General features: G+C 40.9%; 22 protein-coding genes. 10 read left to right on the forward strand and 12 right to left on the reverse strand.

The genetic code is table 11. The features are described from left to right. Window positions 1-4: 4 nt before the first annotated feature. Window positions 5-1,135, reverse strand: a complete 1,131-nt coding sequence (gene tgt / locus BLR84_RS04410) for a tRNA guanosine(34) transglycosylase Tgt (RefSeq protein ID WP_090464861.1) — start codon at window positions 1,133-1,135, stop codon at window positions 5-7. 284 nt (window positions 1,136-1,419) lie between these two features. On the opposite strand from tgt, the gene BLR84_RS04415 reads away from it, so the two are divergent. The 3 genes from BLR84_RS04415 to rsmG are packed head-to-tail and all read left to right on the forward strand — an operon-like array spanning window position 1,420 to window position 3,750. Continuing rightward, window positions 1,420-2,538, forward strand: coding sequence for a glycosyltransferase (locus BLR84_RS04415; protein ID WP_090464864.1), 1,119 nt, complete (start codon window positions 1,420-1,422; stop codon window positions 2,536-2,538). Next, the gene (locus tag BLR84_RS04420) at window positions 2,529-3,134 is read left to right on the forward strand and encodes an RNA polymerase sigma factor (protein WP_090464866.1); all 606 of its coding nucleotides are present in this window, start codon (window positions 2,529-2,531) and stop codon (window positions 3,132-3,134) included. The genes BLR84_RS04415 and BLR84_RS04420 overlap by 10 nt, the downstream gene beginning before the upstream one ends. Next, the gene (gene rsmG, locus BLR84_RS04425) at window positions 3,124-3,750 is read left to right on the forward strand and encodes a 16S rRNA (guanine(527)-N(7))-methyltransferase RsmG (protein WP_090464870.1); all 627 of its coding nucleotides are present in this window, start codon (window positions 3,124-3,126) and stop codon (window positions 3,748-3,750) included. The genes BLR84_RS04420 and rsmG overlap by 11 nt, the downstream gene beginning before the upstream one ends. Window positions 3,751-3,851: 101 nt before the next feature. Here the strand turns inward: rsmG and BLR84_RS04430 are convergent, their stop codons facing one another. Both BLR84_RS04430 and BLR84_RS04435 read right to left on the reverse strand, forming a co-directional pair. Continuing rightward, on the reverse strand, window positions 3,852-5,114 hold the full coding sequence (locus tag BLR84_RS04430) for a M56 family metallopeptidase (RefSeq protein ID WP_090464873.1): 1,263 nt from the start codon (window positions 5,112-5,114) through the stop codon (window positions 3,852-3,854). Further along, window positions 5,111-5,488 carry a BlaI/MecI/CopY family transcriptional regulator gene (locus BLR84_RS04435; protein ID WP_090464877.1) on the reverse strand — a complete coding sequence of 126 codons (378 nt, stop codon included), beginning with the start codon at window positions 5,486-5,488 and terminating at the stop codon, window positions 5,111-5,113. The genes BLR84_RS04430 and BLR84_RS04435 overlap by 4 nt, the downstream gene beginning before the upstream one ends. 178 nt (window positions 5,489-5,666) lie before the next feature. Between BLR84_RS04435 and dprA the strand changes: the two genes are divergently transcribed. After that, window positions 5,667-6,764 (forward strand): DNA-processing protein DprA, encoded by a 1,098-nt coding sequence (gene dprA, locus BLR84_RS04440; RefSeq protein WP_090464880.1) that lies wholly within the window; start codon window positions 5,667-5,669, stop codon window positions 6,762-6,764. Between the two features lie 100 nt (window positions 6,765-6,864). On the opposite strand, the gene BLR84_RS04445 is transcribed toward dprA, so the two are convergent. From BLR84_RS04445 to sppA, 5 genes are all read right to left on the reverse strand, one after another. Beyond that, window positions 6,865-7,341, reverse strand: coding sequence for a SixA phosphatase family protein (locus tag BLR84_RS04445; protein WP_090464883.1), 477 nt, complete (start codon window positions 7,339-7,341; stop codon window positions 6,865-6,867). Window positions 7,342-7,460: 119 nt separating this feature from the next. Then, window positions 7,461-8,126 (reverse strand): porin family protein, encoded by a 666-nt coding sequence (locus BLR84_RS04450; protein WP_090464886.1) that lies wholly within the window; start codon window positions 8,124-8,126, stop codon window positions 7,461-7,463. Between the two features lie 118 nt (window positions 8,127-8,244). After that, the gene (locus BLR84_RS04455; protein ID WP_255366851.1) at window positions 8,245-9,210 is read right to left on the reverse strand and encodes a glycosyltransferase family 9 protein; all 966 of its coding nucleotides are present in this window, start codon (window positions 9,208-9,210) and stop codon (window positions 8,245-8,247) included. Window positions 9,211-9,273: 63 nt separating this feature from the next. Continuing rightward, complete coding sequence (locus tag BLR84_RS04460) at window positions 9,274-10,956, reverse strand: DNA polymerase/3'-5' exonuclease PolX (protein ID WP_090464892.1); 1,683 nt, start codon at window positions 10,954-10,956, stop codon at window positions 9,274-9,276. A 457-nt stretch (window positions 10,957-11,413) separates the two neighbouring features. After that, window positions 11,414-13,186, reverse strand: a complete 1,773-nt coding sequence (gene sppA, locus BLR84_RS04470) for a signal peptide peptidase SppA (RefSeq protein WP_090464897.1) — start codon at window positions 13,184-13,186, stop codon at window positions 11,414-11,416. A gap of 86 nt (window positions 13,187-13,272) precedes the next feature. Between sppA and folK the strand changes: the two genes are divergently transcribed. Beyond that, the gene (folK, locus tag BLR84_RS04475; RefSeq protein ID WP_090464899.1) at window positions 13,273-13,752 is read left to right on the forward strand and encodes a 2-amino-4-hydroxy-6-hydroxymethyldihydropteridine diphosphokinase; all 480 of its coding nucleotides are present in this window, start codon (window positions 13,273-13,275) and stop codon (window positions 13,750-13,752) included. 22 nt (window positions 13,753-13,774) lie between these two features. Further along, window positions 13,775-14,152, forward strand: coding sequence for an Hpt domain-containing protein (locus BLR84_RS04480; RefSeq protein WP_090464903.1), 378 nt, complete (start codon window positions 13,775-13,777; stop codon window positions 14,150-14,152). Between the two features lie 156 nt (window positions 14,153-14,308). Here BLR84_RS04480 and purS read toward each other — a convergent pair whose 3' ends face one another. From purS to rho, 3 genes are all read right to left on the reverse strand, one after another. Further along, the gene (gene purS, locus BLR84_RS04485) at window positions 14,309-14,566 is read right to left on the reverse strand and encodes a phosphoribosylformylglycinamidine synthase subunit PurS (RefSeq protein ID WP_090464906.1); all 258 of its coding nucleotides are present in this window, start codon (window positions 14,564-14,566) and stop codon (window positions 14,309-14,311) included. Then, window positions 14,547-15,269 (reverse strand): CDP-diacylglycerol--serine O-phosphatidyltransferase, encoded by a 723-nt coding sequence (gene pssA, locus BLR84_RS04490; protein ID WP_090464908.1) that lies wholly within the window; start codon window positions 15,267-15,269, stop codon window positions 14,547-14,549. Before pssA ends, purS begins: the two co-directional genes overlap by 20 nt. A 183-nt stretch (window positions 15,270-15,452) precedes the next feature. Then, window positions 15,453-17,081 carry a transcription termination factor Rho gene (rho, locus tag BLR84_RS04495; protein WP_090464911.1) on the reverse strand — a complete coding sequence of 543 codons (1,629 nt, stop codon included), beginning with the start codon at window positions 17,079-17,081 and terminating at the stop codon, window positions 15,453-15,455. A gap of 342 nt (window positions 17,082-17,423) precedes the next feature. Between rho and pyrF the strand changes: the two genes are divergently transcribed. The 4 genes from pyrF (at window position 17,424) to BLR84_RS04515 (ending at window position 23,224) form a co-directional block, all read left to right on the forward strand. After that, window positions 17,424-18,254: an orotidine-5'-phosphate decarboxylase gene (gene pyrF, locus BLR84_RS04500; RefSeq protein ID WP_176851960.1), complete on the forward strand. Its 831-nt coding sequence runs from the start codon at window positions 17,424-17,426 to the stop codon at window positions 18,252-18,254. Window positions 18,255-18,432: 178 nt separating this feature from the next. After that, window positions 18,433-20,403, forward strand: coding sequence for a S9 family peptidase (locus tag BLR84_RS04505; protein ID WP_090464917.1), 1,971 nt, complete (start codon window positions 18,433-18,435; stop codon window positions 20,401-20,403). Between the two features lie 86 nt (window positions 20,404-20,489). Beyond that, the gene (locus BLR84_RS04510; RefSeq protein WP_090464920.1) at window positions 20,490-22,487 is read left to right on the forward strand and encodes a S9 family peptidase; all 1,998 of its coding nucleotides are present in this window, start codon (window positions 20,490-20,492) and stop codon (window positions 22,485-22,487) included. 158 nt (window positions 22,488-22,645) lie between these two features. Next, window positions 22,646-23,224, forward strand: coding sequence for a C40 family peptidase (locus tag BLR84_RS04515; protein WP_090464922.1), 579 nt, complete (start codon window positions 22,646-22,648; stop codon window positions 23,222-23,224). Window positions 23,225-23,233: 9 nt separating this feature from the next. Here the strand turns inward: BLR84_RS04515 and BLR84_RS04520 are convergent, their stop codons facing one another. After that, entirely contained in the window at window positions 23,234-23,983 is a 750-nt protein-coding gene (locus BLR84_RS04520) for a TMEM175 family protein (protein ID WP_090464926.1), read from the reverse strand. Between the last annotated feature and the right edge of the window lie 21 nt (window positions 23,984-24,004).

A 24,004-nucleotide genomic window follows, 5' to 3' on the forward strand; every position in this document is an offset into this window, starting at 1 on the left:
CTGTTTATAATCGTTGACCAAGCTGTTTAACCATGCTGTTTTTCCAGTTATAAAACTCGCCAGATATGATCTTTTTACGCGCCTCTTTAACCAACCACAGATAAAAGTGAAGGTTATGCAAGGTAGCAATTTGTGCTCCAAGCATCTCACCCGAATGTATTAAATGGCGTAAATATGCTTTTGTATAATTCTTATCGGCAAACAGCTCGCTATCACTTTCAATGGCAGAAAAATCATTCTTCCACTTCTCGTTTTTGATATTGATGATGCCATTTTTAGTAAAAAGCATACCATTACGGGCGTTACGGGTTGGCATAACACAGTCAAACATATCAATTCCCAGGGCTATATTTTCCAATATATTAATAGGTGTGCCTATACCCATTAAGTAACGTGGTTTTTGTTCGGGTAATATATTGCAAACAATTTCTGTCATGGCGTACATTTCTTCGGCGGGTTCACCAACTGAAAGTCCACCAATGGCATTGCCTTCACGCTCATAGGAAGCGATAGCTTCTGCCGATTTTATACGCAGATCTTTATAAACTGATCCTTGTACTATAGGGAAAAGGGTTTGGCTGTAACCATATTTGGGCTCAGTGCTGTCAAAACGGTCGCAACAACGTTTCAGCCAGCGATGAGTCATGTCAATAGATCGCCTGGCGTAATGATAATCGCATGGGTAGGGGGTACATTCGTCGAAGGCCATGATGATATCGGCGCCTATAATGCGTTGGATATCCATTACATTCTCTGGTGTAAACAGGTGTTTTGAGCCATCAATATGTGAGCGGAAAGTAACACCTTCCTCCTTGATTTTACGAACTTCGGTCAGGGAATATACCTGGTAACCCCCGCTATCAGTTAAAATAGGTCCATCCCAGCCATTAAATTTATGCAATCCTCCGGCTTGTTCAAGGGTATGAAGGCCAGGTCTGAGGTATAAATGATAGGTATTTCCTAAAATAATCTGCGCTTCTATATCATTTTTAAGCTCGTGCTGATGAACCGCTTTTACGGTGCCGGCAGTACCAACGGGCATAAATATAGGGGTTTGTATAGTGCCGTGATCGGTGGTAATTTCACCTGCGCGGGCTTTTGAAAGTGGGTCTTGTGCTGTTAAATTAAATTTCATTTTGAGGTTGCAAAATTAACAAATAAAGCCGGTTTGCTTAAATGGTTGACAATGAAATATTCAACAGCATAAAACAATGCGCACTTAGTTTAAATCATTGCATCTTCTGATACCTTCTTTGACCTGGAATATGAAGAAGGGAGAACTTTTTTCTACTTTATATCTGATTGATCTGTGAAGTGTGGAAAAAAAGATGTCAGTGTGTGTAATAATCACGAAATAAACCCATGCTGGCCACTTTTATTCCGGTGATTTTTAACAAATTTGCCTGATATTAAAACTGATTGGAAACTTATATACACAACGCACTTTTTATTCTTTTTCAGCTGTGTTTTATCGTTCAGCTGTATTACCTGATAAGTAACCATAGCCGCCTTTCACGATATAAGCCAGTGGAGCAGTTACCCGAGGTATTGATACCTGTTTCGGTAATTATCAGCGCACGCAATGAAGCTAAAAATTTGCAGGAAAACCTGCCTTTTATATTGCAGCAAAACTATCCTGATTTTGAGGTAGTGGTGATCAATGATTGCTCTTACGATTCATCAAACGATGTTTTGGACGATATGCAACGGGAGTATCCGCACCTAAAAGTGGTTACCATAACGGAGCACGACCGCTTTAAAACAGGGAAAAAATTTGCCCTTACCCTGGGAATAAAGGCTGCTAAAAATGAGTATATGTTGTTTACAGATGCCGATTGCAAACCAGCCTCGGTAAACTGGATAACGCGTATGGCCGTTAATTTTAGTACCAAAGCTCAAATCATTTTAGGTTATTCGCCCTATTATAAAACCCGTAATTTTTTGAACCCCTTTGTGCGTTTTGAAACGATTAAAACAGCTATAAACTATTTGTCGGGTGCACTTAATGGTGATCCGTATATGGGAATCGGTCGTAATTTGGGCTATACCAAAACTTTATTTTTTAGTCAGAAAGGCTTTGCATCACATATGCACGTCATCTCTGGCGATGATGATCTGTTTGTAAATCAGCACGCCACCGCCGATAATACCATTATTGAAATACACCCCGAAACGTTTACTTATACCAGTGCAAAAACAACCTTAGCATCATGGTACAGGCAAAAGAAACGCCACATGGGGGTTGGTAAATTGTATAAAAATAAGCACAGGCGAATGCTCAGCTTTGATGCCATGAGTGGTTTTCTGTTTTATGTTTTACTTATAATAGCCCTTGTTTTTAAATATGAGGCTTTGCTGGCACTTGGTTTGTTTACTTTTAGGCTGATATTACAGCTAATTATATACAGTAAGATATTTAAAAAGCTCGACGGTAAAGATCTGATATGGTATTTGCCATTTTTTGATATTATATATTATATGTATTTAAATGTTTTTGGGCTGATCGGGACATTTTTAAAAACAACCCAATGGAAATAAACGCCAACTTTACCGATAATGCGAAGAATGATTTTCACCTGGTGGTTAGGGCCCGCGATGGTGATCAAAAGGCCTATGCCGATCTGATGCACCGGTACAAGGATTCTATTTATTTTATGGTTTTAAAAATGGTTAACAACAAGGAGGATGCGATGGATCTTACCGTTGAAACCTTTGCCAAGGCTTTCGAAAAGCTGGACAAATACCAACCTGATTATGCTTTTAGTACCTGGTTGTTTAGAGTAGCTACCAATAATTGTATCGATTTTATCCGTAAAAAGAAGCTGAATACCCAATCTATCCACGGGATGACCGATGATGACGGGGACGAAAAACCCTTACAAATAAAGGCTGACGTTTTAAATCCCGAAGAAACATCTATCAAAAAGCAACAAACACAAGAGCTTAAATTATTGATCGAAAGCTTGCCTCACCGTTACAGAAACCTGATCACACTGCGCTATTTTGATGAATTATCATATGAAGAAATAGCTCAGCAGCTCGATTTGCCACTGGGTACGGTTAAGGCACAATTGTTTAGGGCCAGGTACTTATTGGGTAATATCATTAATCGTTTTAACAGGGATGACATCTGATTTCGTATTTAAATATTTTCCGGATTTGACCGCGAAACAACGTTCTCAAATTGAGCAGCTGCCGGAGTTATACAACTTATGGAACAGCCAGATCAATGTGATATCCCGCAAAGACATCGACCTTTTGTATGAGCGCCATGTGCTGCACTCGCTGGGAATTGCGCAAATAATGTCCTTTTTACCAGATGAAAGCGTGCTGGATGTGGGTACGGGCGGAGGATTTCCGGGTATTCCACTGGCTATTTTATTCCCCGAAACCCGGTTCCATTTGGTTGATTCTATCGGTAAAAAAATAAAAGTGGTGCAGGAAGTGGCCAAAGCCCTGGGTTTAACTAATGTAAAAGCATCTCATCTGCGGGCCGAGCAACTGAATGAAAAATTTGACTTTGTAGTATCGCGAGCGGTTACCCAACTCAAAGATTTTTATCCCTGGGTACGCGGTAAATTCAATAAGGACTCAAAAAACACCTTACCCAATGGGATCTTATATCTAAAAGGTGGTGATCTGGAGCAGGAAATTAAAGAATCAGGGCTGAAGGTACAGCAGTATCACCTTAAAGACTATTTTACCGAAGATTTTTTTGAGACTAAGCAGGTGATCTACGTGAAAGGATAGGCATATGATGCCTTTACATGGAAAAATGCCGAAGCGGTTTTAGCCGTTCAGCAGTTTTAAAAACAACCTGTTTTGTCGTTTGACGGATTGAAAAAGGCATTTTATTTATGATTCAATGTGTCAGATTTTATCCTGATTGTCATCTCAGGTTTAGCCTGCTTTACCGGCCTATCCTGCTTTGCCGGCCTATCCTTAACATCTATAGCTTTCTTAGCCGGAGTTTGTGATTCGACTGGCACATCTATTTGGATCTCATTTACCGCTTTTGATGGTGCAGGCGGCGATGGCGGATCTTTTACAACCTTTGGTGGCATAAATTTTATATTAGCCGCTTTAGGTTTTTTTACCGGTGGAACAGGTGGCGGTGGTGGCGGACGTTTTGTTACCTGTACTTTTGGTGGTGGGAATTTCACAACAGTTACTTGTGGTTTTTTTACAGGAGGCGCGGGTGGCGGTGGCGGCGGTACCTTCAACTGTTTTGTCTTAATAATGGTGTCTGCGTGTTGCGGTACCAGATCAACCAGGGCATAAGTTTTGCTGAAACCTAGCGTGGAGGCGCAAAGAGCCGCGGCACAAATAGGTACAGCTACAAGGTATTTTAGCCTGGCTAAATTCCCTGATCGTTTTTGATTTAACATAATTATTCTCTTTTTTAATAAGTTATAATTGAAAAATGAAGGTGCAATTGATGAGCCGCTAAGCCCGTACGCATTGTTTACTAAAAACGAAGAGTAGGCGAGGGTATCATTTTCAAAGGCTGCGGCCTGCTCATCAGCGATATACTCATGCACTGTTTTAAGACTATTCTGAAGCAGGTAAACAAAAGGATTGAACCAATTAATGATCTTGATAAACTCCAGGAATAACACATCCAATGTATGTTTTTGGCGAATGTGTACCATTTCGTGCCTGATAATGATACTGGTGCCCTCTGTTTTTGACCCAATAAACAGGTAATTGAAAAAGGAAAATGCGGTATTAGAGTTTTCAAGCTGTACAATTTTGTATCTATTGTCAGCTATTTTATTGGCGGTTTGGATCATTTGCACCAGCTTAAACAGCTTAAATAACAATAGGCCAAGCAATATCGTGACGCCTAACAGATAAGCATAAAAAAGGATATCCTGTATACTGGTATCTCGGTTTACGGCTGGTGTAAGATATACTATGCTTATAGTGTCATGTACGGTTGGTTTTAGTATACCTACCTGTACTAATGGCAACAGAAACGATAGGAGACAACTTATTAAAAGGTAAACCCTGTTTAGCGTATAATAGGTTTCCTTATTTAGAAACAGACAATATCCGACATAAAATACGGCAAGGTAGATATTCGCTTCGAGGAGGTAATGCAGCCAATTCATGATTGTTGATTTTTAAGTTGATCAATCAATGAGGTTAATTCGTCAAGTTCTTTTACACCCAGTTTTTTTTCGTCAACAATAAACGATACCAGGCTTTGGTAGGAATTGCTGAAATAGTTTTTCATCATCTTATCAAACGTGAATTTTTTGTACTGATCATCAGTAACAAGCGGGTAATAAACATGCGAGTTGCCATATGCCTTATGGTCAATAAAGCCCTTACCCTCCAACACTCTTACCACAGTTGATACTGTGTTATAAGCCGGCTTTGGATCGGGCATTTGCTCAATGATATCCTTCACAATAGCCTCTTTAAGCTGCCAAAGTATCTGCATCACTTGCTCTTCGGCCTTGGTTAGTTCTTTTAAGTTCATAGTAAACTATTTTTATAGTTGGGTTAAATAAAGGTATGAACTATTTATATAGTTTGCAAACTATTTTTATAGTTTTTTATTTATGCTAATATTTTTAGGATTTTTTATATTTTAGATGTGAATAGAATAGCAGATTTAAATGATGATCTGTCTATCTGAAATTTGCACATTCATTAATATGTCATTACTACACAGAGTAGCTTTATCATTTGTAAAAAATTTGGGTCCGGTATCGGCTAAATCATTGATCGCTTATTTAGGCAATGAAGAAGAGGTATTCAGATCTTCCACCGTAAAAATGACCAGGATACCTGGTATCGGTGATAAAAAAGTAGCCCAATGGGACTTTGACGACGCCCTTAAAAAAGCCGAAAAGGAGCTATTATATATTGAAAAGCATGGTATAGAACCCATATTTTATACAGACAGTAGGTACCCGAAGCGACTAAAGAACTGTGGTGATTCACCCATATTACTGTATGCAAAAGGTAATATGGATTTAAATCCGCAACATGTGATCAGTATTGTTGGTACACGTAATGCCACCGACTATGGCCGGTTATTATGTAAACAGCTTATTGAAGAATTACAACAGTACAATGTTTTAATAGTAAGTGGTTTAGCTTTAGGTATTGACGTTGCTGCTCATAAAGAATGCCTGAGAAATAATATATCCACAGTTGGCGTATTAGGTCATGGGCTCGACAGGCTTTACCCCAGCCAGAACCGGGCTACGGCCGATAAAATGCTGGAGAATGGTGGCTTACTGAGTGAATATCCATCCGGCACTATACCTGATAGGGAGAATTTTCCTCAGCGTAACCGCATCGTGGCCGGTATTGCCGATGCTACAGTAGTGGTTGAGGCCGGTATAAAAGGAGGGGCGCTAATAACTGCCGAAATCGCTAACTCCTATAACCGTGATGTATTTGCCTTCCCCGGTCGCCTGGATGACAAATATTCTGAAGGGTGTAATTTCCTGATACGTAATAATAAAGCGGCTTTGCTAACCTGTGTAGCCGACCTGGCCTTTAGTTTGGGTTGGGAAAAAGCAGATAAAGCTAAACCAATTGATCAGTTTGTTTTACCCATTGACCTTTCGAAAGATGAGCGTTTAATATTTGACATCTTACAACAGCACCAATCACCTTTGGCTATCGATGATCTTACCATCAAAGCCAATATGCCTATGAGTATGTTGGCAATGAATCTACTTAATATGGAAATGCAGGGTTATATCCAATCATTACCCGGGAAAACTTATAAAGTGAGTTAAGGGGAGGTTGTATGTGATACGTTATACGTTAGGTATTTGATTAATAGTTGGTTGATAGATTAGATATTACGTACAACTTAAAACGTGTGACGTACCTCATCTACCCCTTCGGTGAATCATAAAAGGACAAATGCCCGTCCTCATTACTGATGGAACGCCAATCATCGTTATCAAAACTGATCAATGCAACAGCGCAGGTAGGTACATCACGCAATTGACCTGTCAGGTAGTGTAATAATTGGCTTATACCCGGGTTATGACCAACCAGGCCAATATATCCATACTCATTCGGCAGGTTATTGATCACATTTACCAGGGTACGTTCGCTTGCTTCGTATATTTTTATATCGGTATGTGAGGGCGGCAATTGGAGATGTTCGGTAAATATCTGCGCTGTAGTTAAAGTGCGTAATGCCGGACTAGTCACCACTATTTCAGGAACAATAGATCGATCTTTTAAAACGTCGGCCATCAGTAACGCATCCTGCATTCCGGATTGTTTTAAAGGGCGGTCAAAATCCACATAACCGCTTTCATGAGTTGCCTTGGCATGGCGAATTAAAATTAGTTTTTTCATGTTTCAGTATAGGTTTATTTATAAAGATAACAGCAAAGCTTTAATAAGTTTTTGATATTATAAATAAAAAAGAGGGCCCGAATAAACCCTCTTTTTTAATCTGTTTTTAATAGACTAGCTTAAAACGCGTAACCTACAGAAATACCAAATACACGGGTTTTTAATTTGCCGCTGTCGGCGGTTGGGTTTATGTTAGTTAAACCCAGGTCATAATTTACATTAAAAAGCAAGCCGCCTTTCAGTTTAATTCCAGCGATGGCGTTGGCACCATACTCCATAGATTTAATACTGTTGTCGTCATTGCCACCAAATTTAACATCTTCGCTTGCAGTTTGTCCGCTTTGAGGATCGGTTACTTTTATTTTGCCCGAAATTCCTCTTGCGGCGTAAGGTCCGGCGCCAAAATAGATATCACCAACAACCACCGGTACATGATACACGATATTTACAGGTAATTGTAAATAAAGCAGGTTGACTTTTCCTGTACCTTGTTCAATCTCAACATCAACATTTGGGTCGCTGTTATCGGTAAAAGAGGCTCCGTTAAATTTTCCACCCTTACCGCTAAGGTTAAGAGCAGGTTGTAAGGAAACATTACCAAATTTAAAATCAACAAAAACGCCCGCGTTAAAAGTGGTTAAAGAGTTAGAGTTAGCACTAAGACCGCCAATTGATGCATTTAAGGTGGCAAAGTTAACACCACCTTTAATTCCGATTGTTGGTAACTGGGCAAAGGTTACAAGTGATGCACCCGCTAAGAGCAGGGAAAGTAGGAGTTTTTTCATACAAAGTGATAAGATTAATAATTTACCAACAAAAGTAAATAAATTAATCAATCGCCCAAGAAAACATTCTATTGATATGTTTATTTTAATGTAAGTTTCTGATTATCAGTAATTTTGTCTATTTGTTCGCAAATTGAACAATGCCATCTTCGGGCATATCATTCATGCACTTAAAGTGGCCCAATGGGCATTTCTCCAAACCGAATTTGGAGCATGGGCGGCAGGATAATTCAATGCCGGCAACTAGCACATCTTTAACCATATAGGGTTGCACACCCAAAAGATCCGGTACAGTGCCTCCCCAAACAGATACTATGGGCCTGTTAAAAGCCTCGGCGATATGGGTAAGACCGGTGTCAAAACCAATGATACTTTTAGCCTTGGATACCAGGAAAACTGATTCATCAAGTGAGGTAACACCACAAGCGTTATAAACTTTCGCGCCAACTGTAGTGGTAATAATGTCGCCGTTAGCTTTTACATCATTACCTCCTAACAGTACTACCGGGCTATTTAGTTGCCGACAAATGCTGATGATCTTATCATTAGGCATGCGTTTAGTAAAATGCGTGGCTCCAATTACAAATGCCACATATTCAGCCTGGTGCGATGCAGGTAACAAATTATCTAACTGATGATCAGCTTTGATATAATAATCAATAGGCTGCCCGTCATTAACCACACCTAAAAATTTAACCGCTTTAAGATAACGATCCACCAGGTGAGTAGGCGGGATCAGCTTTAATTTAAACTTTAAACTTAGCCATTTTTTTACAGGCTGTTTTTTGTACGTCGACGACCGGATACCTGTGCGTAGTTTGATGATGGCAGTACGTAGATTGTTGTGCAGATCTATAATATAATCGTATCGTTCAGCTTTTATTTCATTAATAGTTGCTGATAGTGTGGGTTTTAGCAATAGTAATTTATCTACATAAGGATTACTATCATAAATATACTGGAAAGCCGGTTTGGTTAAAAAATGGATCTCGGCTCCTGGTATCTGCTTCTTGAGGCAGCGTACAACCGGTGTGGTATAAATAATATCCCCCATCGAACTAAAGCGGATCACCAGTATCTTCATTTTTATGCTTATCAGGTAATTATATTTACTGAATCCTTGCTCCTTGTTCTTTTTATCCTTGCTCTACTTTACTGCCGCCCTCTTTTTCTCAAATACTTTGGTGATCTCCGGTAATGATAGGGCGTTAAGACACATCTCCTTATATAAACCACCTTTGCGTGCGGCTAAAACACCGAAGCGCATGTCCAGGAAACCCTCTACACGGTGGGCATCCGGGTTAATAGATAGCCAAACACCCTTTTCTAAAGCGTATTGGTGCCAGCGCCAGTCGAGGTCAAGTCTTAACGGGTTGGCATTAATTTCAATCACCACATTGTTGGCCGCGCAAGCATCGATCACTTTTTTATAATTGATCGGATAGCCGCCGCGACTCAATAATAGCCGGCCGGTGGGGTGACCTAGTATGGTGGTATACGGGTTTTCAATGGCTGTGATCAATCTTGAAGTGGCTTTTTCCTCATCCATTTTAAGTATGGAGTGCACGGATGCTACTATAAAATCAAACTTTTGGAGTATTTCATTAGGATAGTCAAGAGAACCATCATACAAAATATCCGACTCGATACCTTTAAAAATGTGGAAATCACCGAGCTTTTTGTTCAAATGGTCAATCTCTTCCTGTTGTTGTAAAACCCGTTCAATGCTCAGTCCTTTGGCGTAAAACGCGCTTTTGCTATGATCGCACATGCCCAGGTATTCCAGTTTTAAATTATCACGGCAATAAAGCGCCATCTCTTCAACCGTGTTTACCCCGTCGCTCCAGGTACTGTGATTGTGCAGGCTGCCTTTCAAATCGTGTGTAATGATCAGGGTAGGCAGTTCATTTTTTTCGGCCTTTTCAATAAAGGTAGTACCCTCGCGCAGTTCAGGTTGTATCCAGGCTAAACCGGCTTTGGTATAAATGATCTCTTCAGATTCAGGTTGTTCCAGTGGTATGTTAATGCGCTCCAATACAGCCTGAACATGATCATCTGTACCTGTATTAATGAATAGCTCATTAAAGTAATCGGCTTTATCGACACAAATAATATCCACCAGTAAGCCATTGTGCAGTTCGCCTGAGATGTGGTTCTCATTCAATGAAACGTTATTCAAGATCTTGGACTCTAACAGGGCATTATAAGCTACTTCCTGATTTATGCTGCCAACAACGATCACGATCTCGGTGATGATTTCACTTAACCGGCGAAATTCACCCGCAAAATGTTTCAGTGCATCCGGAAAAATGGCTTTTATCTCGTCCATCAGCTCATTGGCTTCCTGCTCCACCTGGGCAAACAGGAACTTGCCGTTACTGGCCATCCGGAATTCGATAGCTTTGCGTATTTCTTCCTGGGTTTTAAGTCCGAAGCCTTTGGCCTCTATCAGGCGGTTCTCATTACAGGCATAGAACAGCTCACCGGTATTTTCTATACCCAGATCTTTCCAGATAATAGCCACTTTTTTAGGACCGATACCTTTAATGCCCATCATTTCAACCACCCCAGCTGGCGTATTATCCAGCAATTCCTGCATTTCGGCGATAGTGCCGGTTTCAAACAGTTCGATGATCTTGGATGCAATGCTTTTGCCTATACCGTCTACTTTTTCCAGTTGTTCCAGTGTTTTACCGGCAATAGGGAAGGGCAGCTTATCAACTTTAAAGGCGGCATTGGCCACCGATTTTATTTTGAATGGGTTACCCTCATGCAGTTCCATGAGTTGCGATAGTAAACGAAGCGTGCGGGCTATGGGTTTATTTTCCATAATAGTATTGAGGTCGTAAAAATACAAAAAGCCATTTGCTTTTTTTAGTTCAATAATTCATTAGTTCGGTGGTTCAATAGGTTGATCTTTTAGCCCCGAAAACTTTTTAAACTTTAAATTTTAACACTTTTTTAGTCGAAACAGGGCAAAAAAGCGTTGCATTTACTCATTTTAACAAAGTTTTAACGCCATTTTAACACTTTTTAACAAATTTTTGATGGGTTTTGAAAGGTTTAAAAAGTATTAAAATATTGATATTCAATAAACTATGTGTAAAATGGCCCGTTTTTGGGCTGTATTTTCTCTTAACTAAACAGCCCGGTTTTCCTTTATCGCGGGAAAACCGGGCTGTTGTATATACAAAAATACGCAATATTAAGAGGGATACCTACCGCCATCTGAAAATAAAAAAAGCTGCCCATACAAGCAGCTTTAATCAAAATATAAACTGGAAAACTTATTTTATTTCTATACTATAAGGCATGCGGGCCTGTGGGGTACGCATCATTTGGGTAACGCCTTTAATTTGTTCGTAAACTTTGTAATTATCACCCAGTTCTGATTGCAGTATCCGGGTGCGGGCCTCCGCGGTTACATCACCGCTTAGCTGATTAAAGAAGCTTTTTTGCTCGGGATATGTTACCAGGCTGTAGTTTTTAATTTTGGCCTTTTTAGCAGCCGATGTTATGGCATCATTGATATTGCCTAAACGGTCAACCAAGCCATTTTTTAATGCCTGCTCGCCAGTCCAAACACGGCCCTGACCTATGCTGTTAATGTATGCCTGGGTTTTGTGGCGGCCTTCGGCAACGGCTTTGGTAAAGTCATCATAGCCACGGTTTACGTTGTTTTGCAATATCAGCTTTTCGTCGGGGGTCAAAGGGCGACTAATATCACCCAGGTCGGCATATTTTCCGGTTTTTACACCGTCAAAGGTAACACCCAGCTTATCGTTAAAAAGCTTTTGCATGTTTGGCAAAATGGCGAAAATGCCTATAGAACCGGTAATAGTATTGGGCTGCGCGATGATAGAATCGGCTGCGCATGCAATATAATAACCGCCCGATGCCGCTAAATCGCCCATGGAAACGATGATAGGTTTTACTTTTTTGGTCAGCATAACCTCGCGCCAGATCACATCCGAAGCCAGCGAGCTGCCACCGGGAGAGTTTACACGAAGCACTACCGCTTTTACTTTATTGTCAAGCCTAACTTTGCGCAGGGCTTTTGATATTCTTTCGGAGCCAATGGTGTTGTCATCTCCTTCGCCACCAGAAATTTCGCCCGATGCATAAACAACGGCTATCCGGTTTTTGGATGATGTAGCCTCATCTTTATTATCGTTATCAGCGCTGCTCTTGGTATAATCGGCCAGTTCAATACTGTTCAGGTCGTTTTTCTTTTCGGTATTGGTGCGCGCTTTCAGATCATCCAGTATTTCATCTTTATATTTTAAGCCGTCTATCAGCTTCAATTTAAGAGCATCTTCAGGTAATTGTACCCGGCCGTTGTTGGCGTAATTAAATAAAGAATCTTTATTAATGCCGCGGCTTTTGCTGATACCGGTTAAAAAATGATCATATAAGGAGCCCAGGTAGGAGGTAACCTGCAAACGGTTGGCATCGCTCATTTTAGTCAAAAATAAAGGTTCAACAGCGCTTTTGAAAGTACCCACTTTGATGATCTGTACCTCGATACCCAATTTATCAAGCGCTCCCTTTAAAAAAGTAACCTCCGAATTAAAGCCCTTGAGCTCAAAAATACCTTTGGGGTTCATATAAACCTTATCGGCAACTGATGCCAGGTAGTAAAAGCCCTGTGTATATATTTCTGAATAAGCTATGATGAATTTGCCCGATTTTTTGAAATCGATCAGGGCGTTGCGGATCTCCTCGGTAGTAGCCTGGCCGGATACCATGTAGCTTTCATCCAGGAAAATTCCTTTGATGTTGGCATCGGCTTTGGCCTTTTTAATATTGGCCAGTATATCATTTAAGCCTGTTGATTTATCTTTATCCAATCCTAAAAAACTTAAGCCGGCCAAAGGGTTGTTAGGTGTACGCTCGGTTATGGGGTTTGTAAAAGCCATATGCAGTACAGAATTGGGCTCAACTTCAATTGTTTTATCGCCACTGGCGGAAATTATCCCTATCACTACCAAAACCAAAATAACGGTGATTAAAACTACACCAACAATGGTGGCCAGAACGAATTTGAAGAATTGTTTCATTAATGTTATAAATCTTTTTATCTATGCAAACTTAGTAATTCAATACCGATAATGTTAAGAGCCGTTTCTATAATATTTGTTACAACATGAATAACATTTTTTTACTTTTAGGCAGTAACCTTGGCGACAGGAAATTGTTTCTGAAACAGGCAGTTGACCATATTGAAGCGGAGATTGCCCCTGTTATAAAGCGATCATCGGTATTTGAGACACAATCATGGGGTAAAACCGATGCCCCCGATTACCTGAACCAGGTAATACAACTGGATACTTCCTTACCGGCAAGGGTATTATTAGAGAAAATACTGGCTATAGAGATTTTGCTGGGGCGCGAACGTAAAGAAAAATGGGGATCGCGAACTATTGATATTGATATTTTGTTTTACGGCGATGAGATCATCCATGAACCCGATTTGCAGGTTCCCCATCCCGAACTCCATAAACGACGGTTCACCGTAGAGCCTTTGGCCGAAATAGCTGCTGCTTTTGTTCATCCGGTGTTGCATAAAAATATTTTACAACTTAAAAATGAATTGATAGACAATTTGATTGTAAAAAAAGTATAATTTTAGTAAAACATAAATTTGTATGGCGGATATTTCACCGGGCCAGGATCTCGACCTTTCTTTTTTGTACGAAATTGCGGATGGCAGTACGGAATTTATTGTGGAGTCGATTGAAATGTTTCTGCAGCAAACCCCGCAATTGCTGAGTGCTATTGACGATGCCCTGGCTGGTAAAGACTGGGCCGCCGCCGGACAAGCCGCGCACAAACTAAAGCCAAACCTGGGTTTTTTTGGTATGCCTATTAGCCAGGAAACTTTACAGGAGATTGAAATAGCTTGTAAAGAAGGAGCACCCGACTCCAGCGAGGTGATGGAAAAATTTAACCAGGTAAAACAATTGGTAAATGCCAATTTGATAACTCTCCAACAAATAAAAGCAGAGAAAGAAGCGGAGCTGTAAAGAGCGGAAAGCTTAAGGCTGAAAGCCAAAAGCACAAAAATTCAGCGTAAAAAATTAAAGCAATCAATTAGATTGCCTTAATTTTTTATATGCTCTACAAGTAAATTGATTTTACTTTTTTGCTTTAAGCTCTCGGCTTTATGCCTTTAGCTATCTTTAAGCTACTTGTTGTATTTTGAAGGTATAGCTTTCCATGATCAGGTTAGCTAATAGATTTTTGCAGGCCTGATCTACTTTGGCGTGTGCGATTTCGGCGCTGTCGGCTTCAATTTCGAGGGTAATGTGTTTACCGATACGTACATTTTGTATTTCGGCTAAACCAAGGTTTTTCATGCTTCCGGTTACTGCTTTTCCTTGAGGATCAAGTATTTCTTTTTTGGGCATTACGTCTATTTCAGCCTGGAATTTTGTCATTTGTGAATTTAAATTGAATTAAAGATAAAGTGATGTATATAAATATCACCACCGGAACTGCCACAAATTTAAAAAATAGAATCAGTATTGCCGAAAACAACAGCAGTAAATAGCGGAAAATGTTTTTATTAAAGTCGCGGTTCTTGAATTTAAGCGACATCAGCGGTATTTCAGACACCAGTAATATGCACATCACTGTAATTAACCCCGTTAATATATAAGGATTTAGAATGTAATGAGCTAAATCTTCGTACTGCTGAATAATTAGTGGAAGCGAAGCAATAAATATAGCGTTGGCTGGTGTTGGCAGGCCAATAAAACTATCAGACTGGCGGGTATCATTGTTGAATTTGGCCAGGCGTAAAGCCGAGAATACCGTTATTAAAAATGCGACATAACACAAATAAGGACTTATATGGTCAATTTGCGGAGCTTTTAAATATAACTCATATAATATGGCCGATGGTAAAAAGCCAAAGCTTACCATATCGGCAAGTGAATCCAGATCTTTACCTATAAATGAATAGGAATTAAGCACCCTTGAAGCCAGTCCGTCGAAAAAGTCGAATATAGAAGAAAGAAAGATAGCGTAGGCAGCTATGATGAGGTTGCCCTGGAAAGCAAATACTATTCCTATACAGCCGCTAAACAGGTTGGCACAGGTAATGGCATTGGGGAGATGTTTCTTAACGCGCTTCTTCATTATCAGGCCATGAAGTTATCAGGATTTTATTAAGTATTTATGAAGTTACAGATAATAATTTTATTTGAAAAGAATCAAGAGGCAAGAATCAAGAGTCAAGATAACCTAAATGGGCTTGTCTCTTGATTCTTGCCTCTTGATTCTAAAATTTCATCTACCTATAACTTCATAAATACTAAAATATTACGAATTCATTGAAATCAAAAATTCTTCGTTAGTTTTTGTGCCTTTTATCTGGGCCTGTAAAAACTCCATTGATTCCTGCGAATTCATATCGGCAAGGTGGTTACGTAGTATCCAGATGCGTTGTAAAGTGTCGCGGTCAAGCAGTAAGTCGTCACGACGGGTGCTTGAAGCGGTAATATCAATAGCGGGGAATATACGTTTGTTTGAAAGTTTACGATCCAGTTGTAACTCCATGTTGCCTGTACCTTTAAACTCTTCAAAAATAACCTCATCCATTTTTGATCCGGTTTCGGTAAGCGCTGTAGCGATAATGGTTAATGAACCGCCATCCTCAATGTTACGGGCTGCACCAAAAAAGCGTTTGGGTTTGTGCAAAGCGTTAGCATCAACACCACCCGATAATATTTTACCTGATGCAGGAGCAACGGTGTTATATGCACGGGCCAGGCGGGTGATAGAATCCAGCAGGATTACTACATCATGACCACACTCAACCATGCGTTTTGCTTTTTCCAATACGATGTTGGCAATTTTTACGTGACGTTCTGCAGGTTCATCAAAAGTTGATGAAACTACTTCGGCGCGTACGCTGCGAGCCATATCGGTCACCTCTTCCGGACGCTCATCGATCAATAAGATGATCAGGTAAACTTCGGGGTGATTTTTAGCTATAGCATTGGCCACATCTTTTAACAACATGGTTTTACCCGTTTTTGGCTGGGCTACAATTAAACCACGCTGACCTTTACCAATTGGCGAAAACAGGTCCATGATACGGGTTGAATAGTTGCCGGCATCTGTAAACAGACTCAGTTTTTCTGATGGGAAAAGTGGTGTTAAGTGATCAAAAGGTACGCGGTCACGCACTTCGGCCGGGATACGGCCATTAATGGCTTCCACACGTACCAGCGGGAAATATTTTTCGCCTTCTTTCGGCGGACGGATGCTACCACGAACGGTATCACCTGTTTTAAGACCGAATAATTTTATTTGTGATTGCGATACATAAATATCATCGGGCGAAGTAAGGTAGTTATAATCTGATGAGCGTAAAAAACCATAACCATCGGGCATGATCTCCAGAACACCCTCATTTACTATTACATTATCAAAATCAAGGTTAATGGCAGGTTCCTGGTTTTTTTGCTGGGCTTGATTGCCGTTACCATTGGCATTGGCGCGCCTGTCAAATTTTTGCGGGCGACCCTCGGTTAAAGGTTCTTCACTCCTGGGAGTGGTTTCACCTTGTTGAACTGCCGGGGTTTCGTCGGTAACTGCTACCGCAGGTGTTTCGTTTTCGGTTTCTTCAGTTTGTTCTTCATCCTGTATATCAAACAGGTTGGTATCATCTAAAGGTACTTCAACACGTGGTTGTGTTTTGGGTTTTAGTACACGGGTTCTTTTGCGTGCTTTGTCTACTGTTTCGGCCGGAGCGTTAGTAGGAGTATAGTTTGACTCAACAATGTTTTGTTGAGCGCGGGCAGCCTCAATAAGCTGTTGTTGTTCAATGATGCGGGATATTAGCTGTGGCTTTCTGAGTTCGTCAGCCTCGGCAATACCTAAATTTTTTGCAATTTCGCGCAACTCAGAAACGAGTTTGTCGTTCAATTCTATTTTATCAGACATGATATGAATTATAGTTCAATGGGATTTTTAATGTTGTAATTTGTTCTCTTGACGGTAATAAAGCCCCATGTGAGTTTTAGTGGTTAAACATGAAGAATTATTAAAAGAAATTGATCTTGAAACTTTGTATAAGTAAACATCCAAATCCAGGTAAATATTATTGTAATAAATAACGTGGGGTTTTAAATTGTTTCTTTAGTGCAAGAAAAATTCAAAGGAAAACGTTGCAATTGTAATCAAATAATTTATAATTTCAAATTAATTAAATAAATATCTGATAATTGGCCGCATATAAGCTAATTTTTTAGTTTTTTTGACATTCAAAATATTTAAGCATTAATGATTTCACGCGCCCGGCTAATTGAACAGATCAAACAGAAAAAATCTTTTTTATGTGTTGGTCTGGATACTGATATTAATAAGATCCCCGAATTTTTAAAAGATTACCCCGATCCGATACTGGAATTTAATAAAAGGATCATTGATGCCACTAAGGATCTTTGCGTATCCTACAAACCCAACGCGGCATTTTATGAGGCCTATGGAATAAAAGGGCTGCAAAGTTTGATTGACACCTGGAAGTATTTGCCTACCGATACCTTAAATATAATAGACGCCAAACGAGGCGATATCGGTAATACCTCTGATAAATACGCGCAGGCTTTTTTTGATGAAAAAGCTTCGGGGATGAGCTTTGATGCCATTACCATTACTCCTTATATGGGTAACGACAGTGTGACCCCGTACCTGGCTTATGAGGGTAAATGGATCATTCTGCTGGCACTTACATCTTCGGTAGGCAGTAAGGATTTTCAATACCTGCAAACAGGTGATGGTTATTTGTACGAAACCGTGATACAAAAGGCCAATACCTGGGCCGGCGCCGACAGGATCATGTATGTAGTTGGCGCTACCAAAAGCACCGAGTTTACCAATATTCGTAAATATGCCCCTGATAATTTTTTACTGGTGCCTGGTATTGGCGCGCAGGGTGGGAGCCTGGAAGAAGTGTGCCGCTATGGTATCACTAAAGATTGCGGCCTCATTGTGAACGCGTCGCGCTCTATTATCTATGCCGGTAACGGGAAAGACTTTGCCGATGCCGCCCGAGCCGAAGCGCAACGTATGCAGCAACAAATGCAGGTAGAGTTGGAAAAGGCAGGGGTGATATAACCCCTCCTAAACGGCGAAGCCCTCATGTAATAATGTGCATAGCCTAAAAATATATACTCAGATATTCAGTTTATTGCTAATTGAATTTTGCTAATCAAAGTCCTCTCCTTTGGAGAGGATTTAGGTGAGGTTTATGCCGCATAATTACTAAATTACCCCCCTGTATTCTTTACACCTTATGAAAAGAACCTTATTGTCTGTTATTGCTTTTTCCGCGGCCTGTTTGGTATCGGCTCAGGAAAAGAAACCCTTAAAACCAATTGATTTTTACCGTATACCTTCAGTGAGCGATCCTCAGCTTGCTCCGGATGGTAAATGGGTGGCTTATAGTGTATCAACGGTTGACACGGCTAAAGACAAACGCGTTTCGCACCTATGGATGCAGAGTTGGGATGGTAAAGAGTCAATAGAGTTGACGCATGGTGATGAGGCTGCTTCGTCACCAAGATGGAGCCCCGATGGCAAGTACCTGGCCTTTCTTTCTTCGCGCGATTCCAAAAACGGTTCGCAGCTTTGGTTGATAGACAGGCGGGGAGGTGAAGGTTTTAAGCTGACGGATGTAAAAGGTAGTCTGAGTGAATATGCATGGTCGCCTGATAGTAAAAAAATAGCGCTGGTTATAGGTGATCCTGAAAACAAAGGCAAGGAAGAACCTAAAACACCCAAACCTATTGTAATTGACAGGTATCAATTTAAACAAGACGTAGAAGGATATTTGCAGCAATTACGTGATCATTTGTACCTGATTGATGTAACTACTAAAAAATTGGATACCCTTACCAAAGGCGACAAGGATGAAAATTCTCCTGTATGGTCACCAGATAGCAGGACTATCGCTTTTGTAAGTAATCGCACCGTTGATCCGGATAAGAATCAGAATAAGGATATTTTCACTATCGATGCCCGGCCCAATTCTACCATGTTACAGTTAACCACCTGGAAAGGTAGGGATAGTAACCCGCAGTGGAGTCCCGATGGCAGGTATATCTCTTATCTGCGTACTACAAGTGATGCTGATTATATGATGTATGACCAGAGTGTACTATGTATCATGGATGCGGTTGGCTCCAACAACCGGGTACTGACAGCACAGCTCGACAGACCGGTTTCAGACCAAACCTGGGCTAAGGACAATAAAAACATATCATTTTTAGTGACGGACGACCGGGAGCGTTATCTGGCCAGTATTAATATTAACAACGGTAAAATAGCAACCGTAAGTAAAGGGATGTTCTGTATCACCGATATCAATACCAATTTATCAGGTAATTGGGTGGTATCTAAAAGCGATCCATATACTCCTGCAGAAATATTTGCTTTAGAGGGCGAAAAACTTCGGCGCTTAACCTTTCATCATCAGTCCTGGTTAAATACAGTAAAACTGGCCCATGTGTCGGGTTTCCAATCAAACAGTTCAGATGGTACACAGGTATCAGGTATATTGTTTACACCAGATAGCATCCCCGGTAAAAAACTGCCACTGATATTATTTATACACGGCGGCCCCGTGGGGCAGGACGAGTATACCTTTGATGCTACCCGGCAAATGCTTGCCGCAGCTGGATATGCTGTAGTCGGCGTAAACTACCGGGGAAGCAATGGTCGCGGACTTGATTACTGTAAAGCCATATATGCCGATTGGGGTAATAAAGAAGTAAAAGATTTATTGGGCGCTGTTGATCACCTGGAAAGAATGGGAATTGCCGATCCAGATCATTTAGGTATTGGCGGGTGGAGTTACGGAGGAATCTTGACCGATTATACCATTGCATCTGATACCCGTTTCAAAGCTGCCGCCAGTGGTGCGGGCAGTGCCTTGCAGTTATCGGTTTACGGAAGCGACCAGTATGTGTTGCAGTACGAAAATGAAATTGGCCTGCCCTGGAAAAATGCCGATAAATGGATACAGCTATCCTATCCGTTTTTTCACGCTGATAAAATAAAAACACCGGTGATGTTTATGTCTGGCTTGCGCGATTTTAACGTTCCCACAGCGGGGAGTGAGCAAATGTACCAGGCGCTGAGATCGCAAGGAGTCCCAACAGAATTGATACTGTACCCCAACCAATTCCATGGCCTTACCAAGCCAAGCTACCTGGTTGACAGGTTACAGCGTTATGTAGATTGGTATAATAAATACTTAAAATAAACCCGAACTGTCACTATACTCTGATAGCTAACTTCACCAACGCTCATCTACTGATAAGACGATGGTGAAATAATAAAACTGGCCACATGAATAAAAATATACTGTTTATTATTATAGCTGTATTTATTTGCAGGGGTTCTTTAGCCCAAACCGTTAAAAAGCCGTTCAAGCCAACCGATTTTTATCATATCCCTACATTGGATGATCCGCAGCTTTCACCCGATGGCAAATGGATCGCCTATAGTTTGGCTGAGGTCGACTCGGCTAAGGATAAAAGGATATCACACATCTGGATGCAGAGTTATGATGGTAAGCAGTCTATCCAGCTTACTTTTGATGATGAACCTTCTTCAACACCAAAATGGAGCCCCGATGGTAAATATTTATCGTTTTTATCTGAAAAAGATTCTAAAAATGGAGGACAGGTTTGGCTGATGGATCGCAGGGGAGGCGAGGGACATAAGTTAACCGATATTAAAGGGGAGTTGCAGGATTACGCATGGTCTCCGAATAGTAAAAAGCTGGCGCTGATCATCAAAGATCCGGAAAATGGCGGTAAATCCGCACCCAAAACCATCGCCCCTATAAAAATTGACCGCTATCATTTTAAACAGGATATCGAGGGTTATCTGCAGCATTTACACTCACATCTGTATGTGTATGATATCGACACCAAAAAACTGGATACCCTAACTAAGGGAGATATGGACGACGACTCGCCGGTTTGGAGCCCGGATGGTAAAACCATAGCTTTTGTAAGTAACCATACCGATGATCCCGACAAAAACGAAAATTCGGACATTTTTACCATTGAGGCCAAAAGCGGGGCCGAGGCCAAACAATTAACCACTTTTACAGGTCATGATATTAAGCCGCTATGGAGCCCCGATGGTAAATATATCGCTTACCTGCGTTCAACCAGCGATGCCGATTATTTTATTTATCAGCATGATGTACTTTGCCTCATGGATGCGGATGGTAAAAATAATAAGATGCTTACCGCACAATTGGACAGACCAGTGAGTAATCATGCCTGGAGTAAAGATGGTAAGAACATAGTTTACCTGGTAAGTAATGACCGGATCAGGTATGTGGTCCAGTACAATTTGTTGCTTCATAAATCCACTATAATTAATAAAGGAGCCCAGTGCAGTTTTGAAACCCTGATAGCCCATTCGCCGGGCAACTGGATAGCCAAGATGACCAATCCACATATGCCGCATGAGTTAGTGGCTATTGAAAATGGTAAGATACGTCGGCTTACCTTTCACCAGGATAAATGGCTGAGCAAGGTTAAACTGGCCTACGTGAAAGGTTTTCAATCATTTAGCAGCGATGGTACGCTGGTGTCGGGGATATTATATACTCCGGATAGCGTTGTAACCCAGAAATTGCCTTTTATTTTATATATCCATGGTGGGCCAACCGACCAGGATGAGTTTGAGTTTGATGCCACCAGGCAAGTGCTGGCCAGTGCAGGTTATGCTGTAGCCGCTGTTAACTATCGGGGCAGTACCGGCAGGGGTTTAGAGTATACCAAAGCCATTTATGCCGATTGGGGTAACAAAGAAGTAAAAGATCTGCTGGGCGCGGTTGATGAACTGGTAAAAACGGGCGTTGCCGATCCGCAACGACTGGGCATTGGCGGCTGGAGCTATGGAGGCATATTAACAGATTATACCATAGCTACAGATCCCCGTTTTAAAGCCGCGGCAAGTGGAGCGGGGAGCGCATTGCAATTATCTGTTTATGGCAGTGATCAATGGGTAGTTCAGTATGATAATGAATTGGGCGTTCCATGGAAGAATGCTGATAAGTATATTAAACTATCTTATCCGTTTTTTCATGCAGATAAGATCAAGACCCCAACCCTGTTTATGTCGGGTTTGAAAGATTTTAACGTACCAACCGCAGGGGGCGAGCAAATGTACCAGGCACTTAAATCGCAAGGTGTACCAGCCGAGCTGGTGCTTTATCCGGGGCAGTATCATGGTATCAGTATACCAAGCTATCAGGTTGACCGGGCACAGCGTTACATTGATTGGTTCGGGAAATACTTAGCCCCCCAGTCCCCTAAGTTTTGATATGCGGATGTGCGGATTTCAGATGTGCAGATTTTAATTGGTATTGGCGTTAATCATCATCTGCATATTTGCACATCTATATATTGCACATCCATTTATTGTTAATATGTTAAAAATATCCATATTAAATAACTATGGTTTAAGTATAATTTTACTTCATGACTAAACATAGCCATCTGCTTTATTTGTTTGCCGTGTTTTTTGTGCCATTGGTGCTAACTTCCTGTCATTCGCGTAAGGCTGCGATGAAAGGGCAGCCCGGCGAAATTGTGAAACCGAGGACAGAAATGGCGGATAAGTATTCGCAAATCATGGGAGTAGACAGGAGCGATATTGAAAATGGCCGTCTGTACACATTCATCGACCAATGGATGGGGGTACCTTATAAATTTGGTGGCCTGGATAAAGATGGCGTTGATTGTTCGGGTCTTGCTTTTTTACTGGAGCAACAGGTTTATGGTATTACCATTCCGCGGATGACCAGTAAGCAGATCACCGTGATCAAACGCAAATATGAAGAGGATCTGAAAGAAGGCGACCTTGTTTTCTTTGATTTTGACGGTAAGCAGTTTAGCCATGTGGGTGTATATCTGCAGAACGGATATGTGGTGCACGCTAGTTCCAGGAGGGGAGTGATCATTGTTCGTCTGCGCGATCCTTCTATATATAAATACTTTTCGCGTGCAGGCTCCATCATAGCGGATACCAGCGTAACGGATGCCAGTGCCGGGAAATAACCTGTTGATTTAACGCTTACTTTTGTGTTCTACCTTCTTAACGGGTTTTGCAACAGTTTTTCTACGCGATCTGAAGTGCCGAAAAAGCATAGGTGCCGAGTTGTTTTGATCCGGAAAGTATCTTCTGTTAAGTCCGGCTATCAGTATCCCATATAAACCCACGAAATAGAGCAGCAGTTTTGTATCAAGCTCAAGCCAGGTGATCAATGCCATACAAACAAAGCCCAGTGGGATAATAATAAAGTTGATGCGTTGTACCTTCCATTTAAGCACAGTTTCCATATTGGCTGCATTTACACAAAGCAGACTTTTATTTTTTAGGAGATAATAGACAAGCACTGTTTGTGATAAAGTAACCAAAAAGATAATGCCGATATAGGAGAACAATCCCCAGCTGTATTTGATGAGATCAAAACCAGCGGTTATAAAAGTAACCGCAAAAGGGAACATAGAAACAAAAAACAGGAAGACCAGGTTCATAACAATCAGGCTTACATTATAATCCTTTAAAAAGCTGAAGATCTGTAAATGCCTGTACCAAAAGCTGCCAATTAGCGCAAAACTGAAAGCATAGCCAATAAACTTAGGTATCAGATTGGTGAATGCTTCATTTATTTGCCGGGCACTGGCATGATGCAGGCTTTCGGGTAGCTTTATCTCCAAAACCATAATGGTGATAATGATAGCGAATACGGCATCACTAAAAAGTATAACCCGTTCCAGTTGAAACTCTTTTTTTATTTCATCTTCATTTACCATATCTATTTTCCGGTAGTTTTA

Origin of the sequence: Mucilaginibacter sp. OK268 (assembly GCF_900103125.1) — a bacterium.
Lineage (GTDB): Bacteria > Bacteroidota > Bacteroidia > Sphingobacteriales > Sphingobacteriaceae > Mucilaginibacter.